The organism is Pseudomonas sp. DWP3-1-3b3, from assembly GCF_049896305.1.
Lineage (GTDB): Bacteria > Pseudomonadota > Gammaproteobacteria > Pseudomonadales > Pseudomonadaceae > Aquipseudomonas > Aquipseudomonas azotoformans_A.
Genome location: NZ_JAFCUA010000001.1, coordinates 1,007,936 through 1,021,525 on the forward strand (window position 1 = coordinate 1,007,936; position 13,590 = coordinate 1,021,525).

Consider the following 13,590-nt stretch of genomic DNA (forward strand, 5'->3'; position numbering starts at 1 on the left):
TTAGCCTCTTGGCTCAATGCTGTCGGCCAGGATCGCCAGCACCAACTGCTGGAAGTCCAGACCGGCCGCACGGGCTGCCATGGGAACCAGGCTGTGGTCGGTCATGCCCGGTGCGGTGTTGACTTCCAGGAACCAGAAATTCCCTTGGTCATCCTGCATCACGTCTGCCCGCGCCCAACCGGCGATACCCAGCGCCTCACAGGCTTTCGCCGTGAGGTCCATCAATTCCTGTTCTTTGCTTGCGTCAAGGCCGCACGGGATCCGGTACTGGGTATCGGAAGCCAGGTACTTGGCGTCGTAGTCGTAAAAGGTGTGGGGCGTGCCCAATGCGATAGGCGGCAATACCTGGCCACGCAGGGTGGCGATGGTGTACTCGGGACCCTGGATCCACTGTTCCACCAACACTTGCGAATCGTAGGTACTTGCCGCTTTCCATGCGTCGATCAATTCGGCGGCCGAGTTCACTTTAGCCATGCCGATACTGGAGCCTTCATGGGCAGGTTTGACGATCAAAGGCAGGCCCAGTTCCTTGGCTGCAGAAATACAATCGTCTTCGCTGCACAGAACACTGTGACGCGGGGTGGGAATGCCCAGGCTGTGCCACACCTGCTTGGTGCGCAACTTGTCCATCGCCAGCGCAGAAGCGAGGATGCCGCTGCCGGTGTAAGGGATGCCAGCGCACTCCAGCAGGCCTTGCATGCTGCCATCTTCACCGCCACGACCGTGGAGGATGATGAAGGCGCGGTCGATCTTCTCGGCCAGCAGGCGAGCGAGGAAATCATCGCCCACGTCGATGCCGAAGGCATTCACGCCGGCGCTTTGCAGGGCTTCGAGCACAGCGTTGCCCGACTTGAGCGACACTTCGCGCTCAGCGCTTTTGCCGCCGAACAACACCGCAACGCGGCCGAAGTCAGCGGGTGCGATTGTGGAAAACAGGGAGCCGTAGTCGTTGGTCATTTCGACTTCCCCTTCGCAGCAGCAAACAGCGGGCTTGCCAGCAACTTAGGCGCAAGACCACCGATGTCACCGGCGCCCTGGCACAGCAAAATATCACCCGCACGCAGCAGCGGCTTGACGATCGGCGCCAGGTCCACACCACGCTCGATGTAGATCGGGTCCAACTGGCCACGCTGACGAATGCTGTTGCACAGCTTGCGGCTATCAGCGCCCGGAATCGGTTCTTCACCGGCCGGGTACACCTCCATCAACAGCAGCACGTTGGCATCGGCCAATACATTGACGAAATCGTCGTACAGGTCGCGGGTACGGCTATAGCGGTGCGGCTGGTACACCATCACCAGGCGGCGCTCCGGCCAGCCACCGCGCACGGCCTTGATCACGGCAGCGACTTCGGTCGGGTGGTGACCGTAGTCGTCCACCAGCATCACGTCACCGCCTTCTACCGGCAACTGGCCGTAGACCTGGAAGCGACGGCCCACGCCGGCAAAGCGCGACAGGCCTTCGACGATGGCTTCATCGCTGACGCCCTCGTCGGTGGCGATGCAGATAGTCGCCAGGGAATTGAGTACGTTGTGGTTGCCCGGCATGTTCACCGACACATCCAGCGGCTCGCGGTCGGGACGCAGCACGGTGAAGAAGGTTTGCATGCCTTCCTGGCGCACATTGATGGCGCGCACGTCGGCGTCTTCGCTGAAGCCGTAGGTCACGGTCGGACGTTTGACCAGTGGCAGGATTTCGCGCACCACCGGATCGTCCAGGCAGACCACGGCCAGGCCGTAGAACGGCAGGTTGTGCAGGAACTCGACGAAGGTTTTCTTCAGCTTGTTGAAGTCGCCGTCGTAGGTGGCCATGTGGTCTTCGTCGATATTGGTGACGACGGCGACCAGTGGTTGCAGGTGCAGGAAGCTCGCGTCGCTTTCATCGGCTTCGGCGATCAGGTAACGGCTGGTGCCCAGTTGTGCATTGGTGCCGGCTGCATTCAGGCGGCCACCGATGACGAACGTCGGGTCCAGGCCACCGGCCGCGAACACCGAGGCGATCAGGCTGGTGGTGGTGGTTTTGCCGTGGGTACCGGCGACGGCGATGCCGTGGCGATAACGCATCAGCTCGGCCAGCATCTCGGCGCGCGGCACCACGGGAATGCGACGCTCCAGGGCGGTGGCCACTTCCGGGTTGGAGGTGTTCACGGCGCTGGATACCACCAGCACGTCAGCCTCGGAGGCGTTCTCCGCACGGTGGCCGATGAAGATCTGTGCGCCAAAGCTTTTCAGGCGATCGGTGACCGGCGACTCTTTCAAGTCGGAGCCGGACACCTGGTAGCCCAGGTTCAGCAACACTTCAGCGATGCCGCACATGCCCACGCCACCGATACCAACGAAGTGGATACGACGGATGCGGCGCATTTCCGGTTGTGGCATGGCTTTCTGATTCTCAACCATGGGCCACCTCCAGGCAGATATCGACCACGGTGCGGGTTGCGTCAGGTTTGGCCAGGCGGCTTGCGGTGCTCGCCATGCTATTGAGTCGTTCCGGTTGCATCAAAACCTCAGTCAGGCGTGCGGCCAAATCGGCGGCGCCAGTCGTTCTTTGCGGCAGCAGGAAGGCAGCGCCCTCCCCGGCCAAATATTCGGCGTTGCGGGTCTGGTGATCGTCGATCGCGTGGGGCAAAGGCACCAGCAAGGACGGCAGACCGGCGGCAGCCAGTTCACTGACAGTCAGCGCACCGGAGCGGCAGACCACCAGGTCGGCCCAGCCATAGGCGTGGGCCATGTCTTTGATGAAGGGCTGTACGTTCGCCTCAACACCGGCTTCGCGATAACGCGTGGCGGTGACTTCACCGTGATCTTTGCCAGCCTGATGGAAGACTTCCGGGCGCAATTCCACAGGGAGTTGCGCCAGGGCTTCCGGCAGCAGTTTGTTCAAAGGCTCGGAGCCCAGGCTGCCGCCCATGACCAGCAGGTGCGGCTTGCGCCCTTGCAGTGCTTCACGGGCGATGTCCATAAACAGTTCGGTACGCACCGGGTTGCCGGTGGTGCGCAGCTTGTCCGAGGCACCAAAGGTTTTCGGAAATGCTTCACACACCCGCGCAGCCAACGGCACCAGCAGACGGTTGGCGGTACCGGCGACGGCGTTCTGCTCGTGCACGATCACCGGCACACCGGCGAGCTTGGCGGCAACACCACCAGGACCGGTCACATACCCACCAAAACCGAGCACACACACCGGCTTCAGTTCACGAATGACTTTGCGCGCCTGCCACACCGCTTTGAGCAACACGAACGGCGCCTTGAGCAGGGACAACTTGCCCTTGCCACGCAGGCCCGTGACGTTGATCAAGTGCAGCGGCAAGCCGGCATTCGGCACCAATTCGTTTTCGATGCCACGCGGGGTACCCAACCAGTGCACGGTGTAGCCACGGTTCTGGAATTCCCGCGCACAGGCCAAGGCCGGGAACACATGGCCCCCGGTGCCGCCCGCCATGATCAGCACGTTAGCGCCCATGGGTCGGCTCCTCGGCAAAATCGCTTTCGCTGAATTCCATCTCTTCGCTGCCCAGGTGGGTTCGACTCTCCCACTCGATGCGCAGCAACAAGCCCAGGCACGCGCAGCAGATCACCAACGAACTGCCGCCGTAGCTGAGGAACGGCAAGGTCAGGCCCTTGGTCGGCAGCAGGCCGACGTTCACCCCGATGTTGATCAGGAACTGGCCGATCCACAGGAACGACAAGCCGTACGCCACATAAGCAGCGAAATACTGTTTGGCCTTTTCGGCCCACAAGCCGATGTACATGCCGCGTACACACACGAACACGAACAACGCGACGGTGCACAGCGAGCCGACCACGCCCAGCTCTTCGGCAAGTACCGAGAACACGAAGTCGGTGTGCGCTTCCGGCAGGTAGAACTGCTTCTGCACGCTGTTGCCCAGGCCCACGCCCAGCCATTCGCCGCGACCGAAGGCGATCAGCGCCTGGGTCAACTGGTAGCCGGAACCGAACTGGTCGGACCAGGGGTCGGTAAAGGTGATCAGACGCGCCATCCGGTAGGGTTGCGCCTGGACCAGGATGGTCACGGCCGCCACGGCCAGCACCACCATCAAGGTAAAGCGGAACAGGCCCACGCCGCCGAGGAACAGCATCGCCGCCGCTGCGCCCATCATTACGACGGTGGCGCCGAAGTCGGGCTCCATCAGCAACAGGCCGGCCATCGGCAGCAGCACGATGAAGGGCTTGAAAAAGCCCATCCAGCTTTCGCGCACTTCTTTCTGGCGACGTACCAGGTAACCGGCGAGGTAGATCACCACGAACACCTTGGCGATTTCCGACGGCTGCACGTTGAACGCGCCGAAGCCGATCCAGCGCATCGAACCGTTCACCTCGCGGCCAATGCCGGGCAGGATCACCATGATCAGCAAACCGAACGCACCGATCAGCATCAGCCAACCCAGGCGTTGCCAGGTGGCGATAGGGATCATCATGGTCACGATGCACGCGCCAAGACCGATCACCAGGTACACCAGGTGACGGATCATCATGTACAGGGTGTTGCCCGACTGCACGGCGGCCACTTCGGACGAAGCCGAGGTGATCATCACCAGGCCCAGGCCCAACAGCGCCAGGCAACCGGCGAGCATCGGGAAATCGAGGTCGATACCGCGCCCGGTGATGATCGGCGATGGGTACGGCTTGATGATATTTCTGAAGTTGATACTCATGCCAAGGCCTCCACGGCGGCGGCGAACAGCTGGCCGCGCTCTTCGTAGTTCTTGAACATGTCGAAACTGGCGCACGCCGGCGACAGCAGCACCGCATCGCCCGGCTGGGCCAGGGCTTTGCATTGGGCAATGGCGTCGTCCAAGGAGGTGGCACGCACTTGCGGCACGGCATCACCCAAGGCGGCGGCGATCAAATCGGAGTCGCGGCCCATCAACACCACGGCGCGGCAATGCTCGGCGACCGGGCCTTTAAGGTCCTTGAAGTCGGCACCCTTCCCATCGCCACCGGCAATCAGCACCAGCTTGCCGTCGATATCGGCGCCAAGGCCTTCGATAGCCGCCAGGGCCGCACCGACATTGGTGGCCTTGGAGTCGTTGTAATAGCTGACGCCGTCGAGATCGCGCACCCACTGGCAGCGATGTTCCAGGCCGCCGAATGTACGCAGGGCCGACAACATGGCGTCGAACGGCAGGCCCACGGCATGCCCCAGCGCCAGAGCCGCCAGGGCGTTGGACTGGTTATGGGCGCCACGGATTTTCAGCTCACGCACCGGCATCAGGTTCTGGAATTCGAAGGCCAGGTATTTCTCGCCGTTCTCTTCGCGAATACCGAAGGCTTTGAAATCAGGTTTGCTCAGGCCGAAGGTCCAGCATGGCAGGCCCTCGCCCATCAGCGGACGGCTCAACGCGTCCTGACGATTGACCACCACTTGCTTGGCGCCACGGAAGATCCGGTGCTTGGCCAGGTGGTACGCCGGCAGCCCGCTGTAGCGATCCATGTGGTCTTCACTCACGTTCAACACGGTCGCCACTTCGGCACCGAGGTCGTGGGTGGTTTCCAGCTGGAAGCTCGACAGCTCCATCACATACAGCTCGACGTCGTCGCTGAGCAGGTCCAACGCCGGCGTGCCGAGGTTGCCGCCCACGGCCACGCGCTTGCCGGCCGCAGCCGCCATCTCGCCGACCAGGGTGGTCACGGTGCTTTTTGCGTTGGAACCGCTGATGGCCACGATCGGCGCCTGCGCGTTACGCGCGAACAGGTCGATATCGCCCGACAGCTTCACGCCACGGGCGGCGGCAGCTTGCAGGGCCGGGGTCGCGATGGCCAGGCCGGGGCTCACGTAGAGCTCGTCGGCACGGCACAGAAACTCGACATCCAGCTCGCCACAACGCACTTCCACGTGCGGGTAGTCACGGCGCAGCGTGACCAGCTCCGGTGGATTTTCCCGCGTATCGGCCACGGCAAACGGCTTGCCCCGGTTCGCCAGGAAGCGAACCAGGGACATGCCGCTCTTGCCGAGGCCGACAACGATGCGGAAGTGGTCTGAAGCGATCAGGGACACTCGTTTCTACCTCAGTTTCAGGGTGGCAAGGCCGATCAGCACCAGAATCACGGTGATGATCCAGAAGCGGACGATCACACGTGGCTCAGGCCAGCCCTTGAGTTCAAAGTGGTGGTGAATCGGCGCCATGCGGAACACGCGGCGCCCGGTCAACTTGAAGGACGCCACCTGGATGACCACCGACAGGGTCTCCATCACGAACACGCCGCCCATGATGAACAGCACGATTTCCTGGCGAACGATCACGGCGATGGTGCCGAGGGCCGCGCCCAGCGCCAGTGCGCCGACGTCACCCATGAAGACTTGTGCGGGATACGTGTTGAACCACAGGAAGCCCAGGCCGGCACCGATCAGCGCACCGCAGAACACGATCAATTCACCTGCGCCCGGCACATAGGGGATCAGCAGGTATTCAGCGAATTTCACGTTACCCGACAGGTAGCAGAAGATACCGAGCGCGCCGCCCACCATCACCGTCGGCATGATCGCCAGGCCGTCGAGGCCGTCAGTCAGGTTGACCGCGTTGCTGGAGCCGACGATCACGAAGTAGGTCAGCACCACGAAGCCGATGCCCAGGGGAATGCTGGCGTCCTTGAGCATCGGGATGATCAAAGTGGTTTCCACGGCGCTTGGCGCTGTGGTGTAAAGGAAGATCGCAGCGCCGAGGCCGAACACCGACTGCCAGAAATACTTCCAGCGGCTTGGCAGCCCTTTCGAGTTTTTCTCGATCACTTTGCGGTAGTCGTCCACCCAGCCGATGGCGCCGAACAGCAGCGTCACCAACAGAACGGTCCACACATAACGGTTGTGCAGGTCGGCCCACAGCAACGTGCTGATGCCGATGGACGACAGGATCAGCGCGCCGCCCATGGTCGGGGTGCCGGATTTGGACAGGTGCGACTGCGGGCCGTCATTACGAACCGATTGACCAATTTGCAGGTTCTGCAGGGTGCGGATCATCCACGGCCCCAGGAACAGCGACAAACACAACGCGGTCAGCACACCCAGGATCCCGCGCAGGGTCAGGTACTGAAAGACCGCGAAGCCTTTGTGGAACTGTTGCAGATACTCAGCCAGCAGCAGCAGCATTAATGTTTCTCCGTACTTGAGCCACACAAGGCCGCGACGACGTTTTCCATCACCGCGCTGCGCGATCCCTTGATCAAAATGGTTGTGTGTTTGTCGTGTTCAGCCGCCGTCAGCGCCTGGATCAGCTCGGCCTGGGTCGCGAAATGGCGGGCACCAGGGCCGAATACGCTGACGGCGTGCGCCATGTGCGGGCCGACGGCGTACAGCGCGTCGACTTTGCCAGCGGCATAGGCGCCGACGTCGCGGTGGGACTGTTCGGCCCACTCACCCAGTTCAGCGATGTCGCCCAGCACCAGCACCTTGCGGCCGTCGAAGCTTTTGAGCAGGTCGATGGCGGCGCAGATGGAGGACTGGTTGGCGTTATAGGTGTCGTCGATCACGCGCATGCCGTTGCTGGCCAACTGCGCCACGGTGCGCCCTTTGACCGGCTGCACTGCGCCCAAACCTGTGGCGATACCGAACAGCGACACGCCCAGGGCGTACGCGGCAGCGGCGGCGGCCAAGGCATTGGCGACGTTATGGTTGCCCAGCAGGTTCAGTTGCACGTGTTCGTTGCCTTGCGGAGTGTGCAAGGTAAAGGACGGACAGCCACGCGCATCAACGGTAATATTGGAGGCATGGAAATCAGCTGCGGCGTTGAGCACGGCAAACGTCAGGACCTTGCGCCCGGCGGCGCGTACACGCCAGGTTTCGAAGGCCTTGTCGTCGAGATTCAACACAGCAGTGCCCGAGGCATCGAGGCCTTCAAGGATTTCACCCTTGGCTTCGACGATTTTCTCCGGGCCACCGAACTCGCCAACGTGGGCGGTACCGGCATTATTGATGATCGCCACGTGGGGCTTGGTCAGCGCCACGGTGTAGGCAATTTCGCCGACGCGCGATGCGCCCAACTCGATCACGGCAGCGGTGTGTTCCGGGGCCAATTCAAGCAGGGTCAGCGGAGCACCGAAATCATTGTTCAGATTGCCACGGGTCGCGAGAACCGGGCCGCGTGTACGCAACACACCGGCGAGCAGTTCCTTGACCGTGGTCTTGCCACTGGAGCCGGTGATGGCTGCAACAGGCTTGTCGAAGGCTGCACGGTTCAGCGCACCCAGTTGACCCAAGGCCAAGCGGGTATCGGCAACCAGCAGTTGTGGCAGTGTGGAATCCGCCACTTCGCGTTGCACCAAGGCACCGACGGCACCTTTGGCGGCGACGTCATTCAGGTAGTCGTGACCATCGAAACGCGGGCCCGCCAGGGCGACAAACAATTGCCCTGGCTTGATGGCGCGGCTGTCGATACTGACGCCGTCGAAACTGCAATCACTCGACAACACACGGGCCGACAGGGCCTCGGTCAGTTCGCTGAATTTCATTGCTTTAAGCATGGGCGACCTCCCAGGCGGTCAAGGCGTGATCGGCCTCGACCAGATCGGAAAAGGCGTGGCGCTCACCGTTGATTTCCTGATAGTCCTCGTGACCTTTACCTGCCAGCACCACCACATCGTCAGCACCAGCGCTGGCGATCAATTGGGCGATGGCTGCACCGCGACCGGCGACAAAGGAGGCCTTGGACACGTCTTTGAAGCCGACACGAATGTCGTCGAAAATCTGGCTCGGGTCTTCGCTGCGCGGGTTGTCGTCGGTGACGAGCACGCCATCGGCCAGGCGCTCGACGATCTCGGCCATCAACGGGCGTTTGCCGCGGTCACGGTCACCGCCGCAACCGAACAGGCACAGCAGCTTGCCTTTGGCGTGCGGACGCAAAGCCACCAGGACTTTTTCCAGGGCATCCGGCGTGTGGGCGTAGTCGACCACCACCAACGGCTGCTTGCCGCCACCCAGGCGCTGCATGCGACCGACCGGGCCTTCCAGCTTCGGCAGTACACGCAGGATTTCGTCGAGGGCGTAATCCAGGCCGAGCAATGCACCGACTGCCGCCAGGGTGTTGCTCAGGTTGAAGCGACCGAGCAGGCTGCTGCGCAAATGATGCTCGCCCTGCGGCGTCACCAGTGTGGCGCGCACACCTTCGTCGTTGAAATGGGCTTCGCGGCAGTACAGGTACGCGCTGGAATCCTCCAGGCTGTAGCTGATCAGGCGCGATTCACGGTCTTCGGCGGCCAGTTGGCGGCCGAATGCGTCATCCAGGTTTACCACGCGGCACTTGAGGTCGTTCCAGGCAAACAGCTTGGCCTTTTCCGCAGCGTAGGCTTCCATGGTGCCGTGGTAGTCGAGGTGATCACGGGACAGGTTGGTCATCACCGCCACATCAAACGCCAGCGCAGCCACGCGGCCTTGATGCAAACCATGGGACGACACTTCCATGGCAACCGCCTTGGCGCCGGCCTTTTTCAGGTCGGCCAGGGTCGCTTGCACGGCGATTGGATTCGGCGTGGTGTGCAGGCCGCTTTGCAGCGCGCCGTAGAAACCGGTGCCCAGTGTGCCGACGATGCCGCAGTGCTGACCCAGCAGGTCAAGCGCCTGGGCGATCAGTTGAGTCACGCTGGTCTTGCCGTTGGTGCCAGTGACGCCGACCAGATTGACGTGTCGACTTGGGTCACCATAAAAACGCCCGGCGATGTCCGAGAGCTGCTTGGCCAAACCTTTGACCGGAATCAACGGCACGTCGGTGATCGGCAGCACGGTGGCGCCTTCCACTTCATAAGCCACAGCGGCCGCACCGCGTTGCAACGCATCCGCGATATGCGCTCGGCCATCGAATTTACCGCCAGGCACGGCCAGGAACAGGTCACCGGCACGCACATTGCGGCTGTCCAGGCTCAACTCGCGAATCAGCAGATCGCGACCGGCGTGGGCAAAAATCTTGTTCAGGCTAAGAGACATCAGCCGCGCCCTCCATTGGCTTTTACGGCAGCGGCCGGTGGTCCGGCGTTCGCTTGTTGGGTCGGCGGCAGGTTGTCCGGCGTGATGTTCATCAGGCGCAGGGTGCCCGACATCACTTTGCTGAACACCGGCGCCGATACCAGGCCACCGAAGTAACCGGCTTTGCTCGGCTCATCGATCACAACGACGATGGCGTAGCGTGGATCGCTCATCGGGCCGAAACCGGCGAACAGCGAACGGTAGGAGTTTTCGGCGTAGCCCTTGGTGCCCACCGAGGTTTTACGCGCCGTACCCGACTTGCCGGCCACGTGATACGCCGGCACCTGTGCACGGAATACGCCGCGCGGTGCTTCGATCACTTGTTGCAGCATGCCTTGCATGGTCTTGGCGACGTTTTCCGGGATCACCTGGGTGGCTTTAGGTGCTTCGTCGACGTGGATCAGGCTCAGCGGAACCATCCGGCCATTATTCGCCAATACAGAGAAAGCGTGGGCCAGCTGGATCGCCGTCACCGACAGGCCGTAGCCGTAGGAAAGCGTGGCGGTCTCGGCCTTTTTCCAGTCGCGGTAGTTCGGCAGGTTGCCCACGCGCTCGCCTGGGAAATCGAGGCCGGTGGGCTGGCCCAGACCGATCTTCTGCGCCAGGTGGTAGATGGTTTCACCGCCGATATCGAAGGCGACCTTACTCATGCCCACGTTACTGGAGTTGATCAGGATACCTGTCAAATCCAGCACCGGACCTTCGGTGCGGGACACGTCACGAATGGTGTATTTGCCCAACTGCAAGGTGCCTGGATACACCTCGACCTTGTCGCTGGGCTTCCAGCGTCCGGTTTCGAGCGCGGCACTCATGGAGATGGCTTTCATGGTCGAACCCGGCTCGAACACGTCGATCATCGCGCGGTTGCGCATCATCGCCGGTTGCAGGTTGCGACGGTTGTTCGGGTTGTAGGTCGGCTGGTTGACCATGGCGAGGATCTCGCCGGTCTTCACGTCCATGATCACCAGGCTGCCGGCCTTGGCGCCGTTTTCGATGATCGCGTTACGCAGCTCGCGGTTGGCCAGGTATTGCAGGCGCAGGTCAATCGACAACGCCAAGGGCTTACCGGCCTTGGCGTTTTTGGTGACTTGGACATCCTTGATCAGTCTGCCACGCCGATCCTTGATGACTTGTCGTTTGCCGGGAACCCCGGCGAGCCATTCATCGTAGGCGAGTTCCACGCCTTCGCGGCCATGGTCATCGATGTCGGTGAAGCCGACCATATGCGCAGTGGTTTCACCCGCCGGGTAGAAACGACGAAATTCCTCGATGCCGTAGACACCGGGGACTTTAAGGTCGAGCACTTGCTGGCCTTGTTCAGGGGTCAGCCCGCGAACCAGGTAGATAAACTCTTTATTGGCCTGGGCTTCCAGGCGCTCAGCCAAGGCTTTCGGATCTTGTCCCAATGCAGAGGCAAGGGCCGGCCAACGATCCTTGGCGACCTGCAATTCCTTTGCGTTCGCCCACAGGGTGGTCACCGGGGTACTAACGGCCAAGGGCTCGCCGTTGCGGTCGGTGATCAGGCCGCGGTGTGCAGGAATCGGAATATGACGCAGGCTACGGGCATTACCCTCGCCGATCAGGAAGTCGCGATCGACCACTTGCAGGTCGATGATCCGCCAGGCAATCGCACCCACCATCAATGCCAGCAAGCCGAGCATCAGGCGGAAGCGCCAGGGGTAGAGTGCGCCCTCGAGTTTCATCATGGCGCCACCATGCGGACTTCAGCCGCGCCAGGAATGTGCATTTTCAGCTGTTCGGTGGCCAGCACTTCGATACGGCTATGGGCCGTCCAGGTGCTTTGCTCCAGGATCAACCGGCCCCACTCCGCTTGTGCCTTGTCACGCACACTCAGTTCCCCGTACAGGGTATTGAGCAGTTGACGGTTGTAGTGGGCGCTGTAGGACACCGCAATCGCGGAAACCAGTACACCGACAAACAGCAGCATCATAAAGAAGCTGCCGCCCGGGAGGGGCTTGGCAAAAAGCTTGCTCACCGCAGCTTCTCGGCAACGCGCATGACGGCGCTGCGGGAACGTGGGTTGGCCTTGAGCTCGGCTTCGGAAGCGAACTGCGCTTTGCCATGGATTTTGATTTTCGGCACAAAGGCTTCGAAACGCACCGGCAGATTGCGCGGCAGGTTGTCGGACTCACCCTTGACCAGGCGACGCATGAACAGTTTGACGATACGATCTTCCAGGGAGTGGAAGCTGATCACGACAAGGCGACCGCCCACTTCCAGCGCCTCGAGGGCAGCCTCAAGGCCGGTCTCCAGGTCGCCCAATTCGTTGTTGACGTGAATGCGCAGACCTTGGAACGCACGGGTCGCCGGGTTCTTGCCTTTTTCCCACGCGGGGTTGGCGACCTTCAGCACTTCGGCCAAGTCGGCGGTGCGTTCGAACGGCTGGATTTCACGGCGCTCGACCACGGCACGGGCCATGCGACCGGCGAAACGCTCTTCACCGTACTCCTTGAACACGCGGGTGATTTCTTCATGGGGCGCGGTCGCAATGAACTCCGCTGCGCTGATGCCCCGAGTCGGGTCCATGCGCATATCGAGCGGGCCATCGTTCATGAAACTGAAGCCGCGCTCCGGGTCGTCGAGCTGTGGCGAAGACACGCCCAGGTCGAGCAAAACCCCGGCCACCTTGCCCGCCATGCCACGTTCGGCGACTTCGGCGCCTAGTTCGGCAAAGCTGCGCTGCACAACGACAAAGCGGCCGTCTTCGGCCGCTAGCGCTTGCCCGGTGGCAATCGCTTGAGGGTCTTTATCAAACCCGAGGAGTTTGCCGTCGGACCCGAGCTGGCTGAGTATCAACCGGCTATGCCCGCCCCTGCCGAAGGTGCCATCCAGATAGCAGCCATCCGCGCGTACGGCGAGAGCCTCAACGGCTTCGTCAAGCAGTACGGTGATGTGGTTAAAGCCGCTATCAATAGTCACAGGATCAAATCACGCAGTTCATCAGGCATGGCGCCCGGTTGTTGAATAGCAGCCAGGTCAGCTGCAGAAACAGCATCCCAGGCATCTTCGTCCCACAATTGGAACTTGTTCAGTTGGCCAACCAGCATTGCGCGCTTGTCCAGCTTGGCGTACTCGCGCAGACGCGGAGGCACCAGGAAGCGACCGCTGCCATCCAACTCGAGGTCGACGGCGTTACCAATCAGCAAACGCTGCAGGCGACGGTTCTCTTCACGCAATGAAGGCAGGGCGCGCAGTTTGGTTTCAATCAACTCCCACTCATCGAGGGGGTAAACACATAAACAAGGGTCAACGGCATCGATCGTGATGATCAACTGTCCAGAACTTCGCGAAATCAGCTCGTCACGATACCGGCTCGGCATGGCGAGACGGCCTTTTGCATCGAGACTGATAGCGTTAGCTCCGCGAAACACAGATGCGTTTCTCCAAATTTTAGCGTTTTACGTTCAAAAAACCCACTTTGTGCCACTTTCCGCCACTTGCGCACACTATAGGAATGCGCCCACCACACCGTCAAGGCGCGGATTCAAGGAAAAGCCTTACAGAACGGAGATTTAGGAGCGTAAAGGGAGGAGAAACCAGAGTTCGGCGATGTTTTTGGCCCAACAAGCGCAAATAGCTCAAAGAGCTATAGCTCGA

Annotated in this window: 12 protein-coding genes; all 12 read right to left on the reverse strand. The window is 61.5% G+C overall.

Annotation, left to right across the window (positions count from 1 at the left end; translation table 11 throughout):
• The 12 genes from ACP7BX_RS04890 to mraZ are packed head-to-tail and all read right to left on the reverse strand — an operon-like array spanning position 1 to position 13,364.
• A complete protein-coding gene (locus ACP7BX_RS04890) occupies positions 1-957 on the reverse strand; it encodes a D-alanine--D-alanine ligase (RefSeq protein WP_133074624.1) in 957 nt (318 codons plus the stop codon).
• A complete protein-coding gene (murC, locus tag ACP7BX_RS04895) occupies positions 954-2,399 on the reverse strand; it encodes a UDP-N-acetylmuramate--L-alanine ligase (RefSeq protein ID WP_426128211.1) in 1,446 nt (481 codons plus the stop codon). The genes ACP7BX_RS04890 and murC overlap by 4 nt, the downstream gene beginning before the upstream one ends.
• Complete coding sequence (gene murG / locus ACP7BX_RS04900) at positions 2,392-3,462, reverse strand: undecaprenyldiphospho-muramoylpentapeptide beta-N-acetylglucosaminyltransferase (protein ID WP_133074626.1); 1,071 nt, start codon at positions 3,460-3,462, stop codon at positions 2,392-2,394. The genes murC and murG overlap by 8 nt, the downstream gene beginning before the upstream one ends.
• The gene (ftsW, locus tag ACP7BX_RS04905; RefSeq protein WP_016974959.1) at positions 3,452-4,675 is read right to left on the reverse strand and encodes a putative lipid II flippase FtsW; all 1,224 of its coding nucleotides are present in this window, start codon (positions 4,673-4,675) and stop codon (positions 3,452-3,454) included. Before ftsW ends, murG begins: the two co-directional genes overlap by 11 nt.
• On the reverse strand, positions 4,672-6,018 hold the full coding sequence (gene murD / locus ACP7BX_RS04910) for a UDP-N-acetylmuramoyl-L-alanine--D-glutamate ligase (RefSeq protein WP_426128208.1): 1,347 nt from the start codon (positions 6,016-6,018) through the stop codon (positions 4,672-4,674). The genes ftsW and murD overlap by 4 nt, the downstream gene beginning before the upstream one ends.
• A 6-nt stretch (positions 6,019-6,024) precedes the next feature.
• Complete coding sequence (gene mraY, locus ACP7BX_RS04915) at positions 6,025-7,107, reverse strand: phospho-N-acetylmuramoyl-pentapeptide-transferase (protein ID WP_033899470.1); 1,083 nt, start codon at positions 7,105-7,107, stop codon at positions 6,025-6,027.
• Positions 7,107-8,477 carry a UDP-N-acetylmuramoyl-tripeptide--D-alanyl-D-alanine ligase gene (locus ACP7BX_RS04920; RefSeq protein ID WP_269132877.1) on the reverse strand — a complete coding sequence of 457 codons (1,371 nt, stop codon included), beginning with the start codon at positions 8,475-8,477 and terminating at the stop codon, positions 7,107-7,109. The genes mraY and ACP7BX_RS04920 overlap by 1 nt, the downstream gene beginning before the upstream one ends.
• Positions 8,470-9,933: a UDP-N-acetylmuramoyl-L-alanyl-D-glutamate--2,6-diaminopimelate ligase gene (locus tag ACP7BX_RS04925; RefSeq protein WP_314528705.1), complete on the reverse strand. Its 1,464-nt coding sequence runs from the start codon at positions 9,931-9,933 to the stop codon at positions 8,470-8,472. Before ACP7BX_RS04925 ends, ACP7BX_RS04920 begins: the two co-directional genes overlap by 8 nt.
• Complete coding sequence (locus ACP7BX_RS04930; RefSeq protein WP_017738701.1) at positions 9,933-11,675, reverse strand: peptidoglycan D,D-transpeptidase FtsI family protein; 1,743 nt, start codon at positions 11,673-11,675, stop codon at positions 9,933-9,935. The genes ACP7BX_RS04925 and ACP7BX_RS04930 overlap by 1 nt, the downstream gene beginning before the upstream one ends.
• Positions 11,675-11,968: a cell division protein FtsL gene (ftsL, locus tag ACP7BX_RS04935; RefSeq protein ID WP_016974953.1), complete on the reverse strand. Its 294-nt coding sequence runs from the start codon at positions 11,966-11,968 to the stop codon at positions 11,675-11,677. The genes ACP7BX_RS04930 and ftsL overlap by 1 nt, the downstream gene beginning before the upstream one ends.
• Positions 11,965-12,912 carry a 16S rRNA (cytosine(1402)-N(4))-methyltransferase RsmH gene (rsmH, locus tag ACP7BX_RS04940; protein WP_426128204.1) on the reverse strand — a complete coding sequence of 316 codons (948 nt, stop codon included), beginning with the start codon at positions 12,910-12,912 and terminating at the stop codon, positions 11,965-11,967. Before rsmH ends, ftsL begins: the two co-directional genes overlap by 4 nt.
• Positions 12,909-13,364 carry a division/cell wall cluster transcriptional repressor MraZ gene (gene mraZ / locus ACP7BX_RS04945; RefSeq protein ID WP_003171868.1) on the reverse strand — a complete coding sequence of 152 codons (456 nt, stop codon included), beginning with the start codon at positions 13,362-13,364 and terminating at the stop codon, positions 12,909-12,911. The genes rsmH and mraZ overlap by 4 nt, the downstream gene beginning before the upstream one ends.
• Positions 13,365-13,590: the final 226 nt, after the last annotated feature.

Bases quoted from the DNA above. Each gene is read 5' to 3' on its own strand.
- murC (WP_426128211.1), bottom strand. From the start codon at position 2,399: ATGGTTGAGAATCAGAAAGCCATGCCACAACCGGAAATGCGCCGCATC.
- ACP7BX_RS04920 (WP_269132877.1), bottom strand. From the start codon at position 8,477: ATGCTTAAAGCAATGAAATTCAGCGAACTGACCGAGGCCCTGTCGGCC.
- murG (WP_133074626.1), bottom strand. From the start codon at position 3,462: ATGGGCGCTAACGTGCTGATCATGGCGGGCGGCACCGGGGGCCATGTG.
- ACP7BX_RS04930 (WP_017738701.1), bottom strand. From the start codon at position 11,675: ATGAAACTCGAGGGCGCACTCTACCCCTGGCGCTTCCGCCTGATGCTC.
- ACP7BX_RS04925 (WP_314528705.1), bottom strand. From the start codon at position 9,933: ATGTCTCTTAGCCTGAACAAGATTTTTGCCCACGCCGGTCGCGATCTG.
- ftsW (WP_016974959.1), bottom strand. From the start codon at position 4,675: ATGAGTATCAACTTCAGAAATATCATCAAGCCGTACCCATCGCCGATC.
- ACP7BX_RS04890 (WP_133074624.1), bottom strand. From the start codon at position 957: ATGACCAACGACTACGGCTCCCTGTTTTCCACAATCGCACCCGCTGAC.
- mraY (WP_033899470.1), bottom strand. From the start codon at position 7,107: ATGCTGCTGCTGCTGGCTGAGTATCTGCAACAGTTCCACAAAGGCTTC.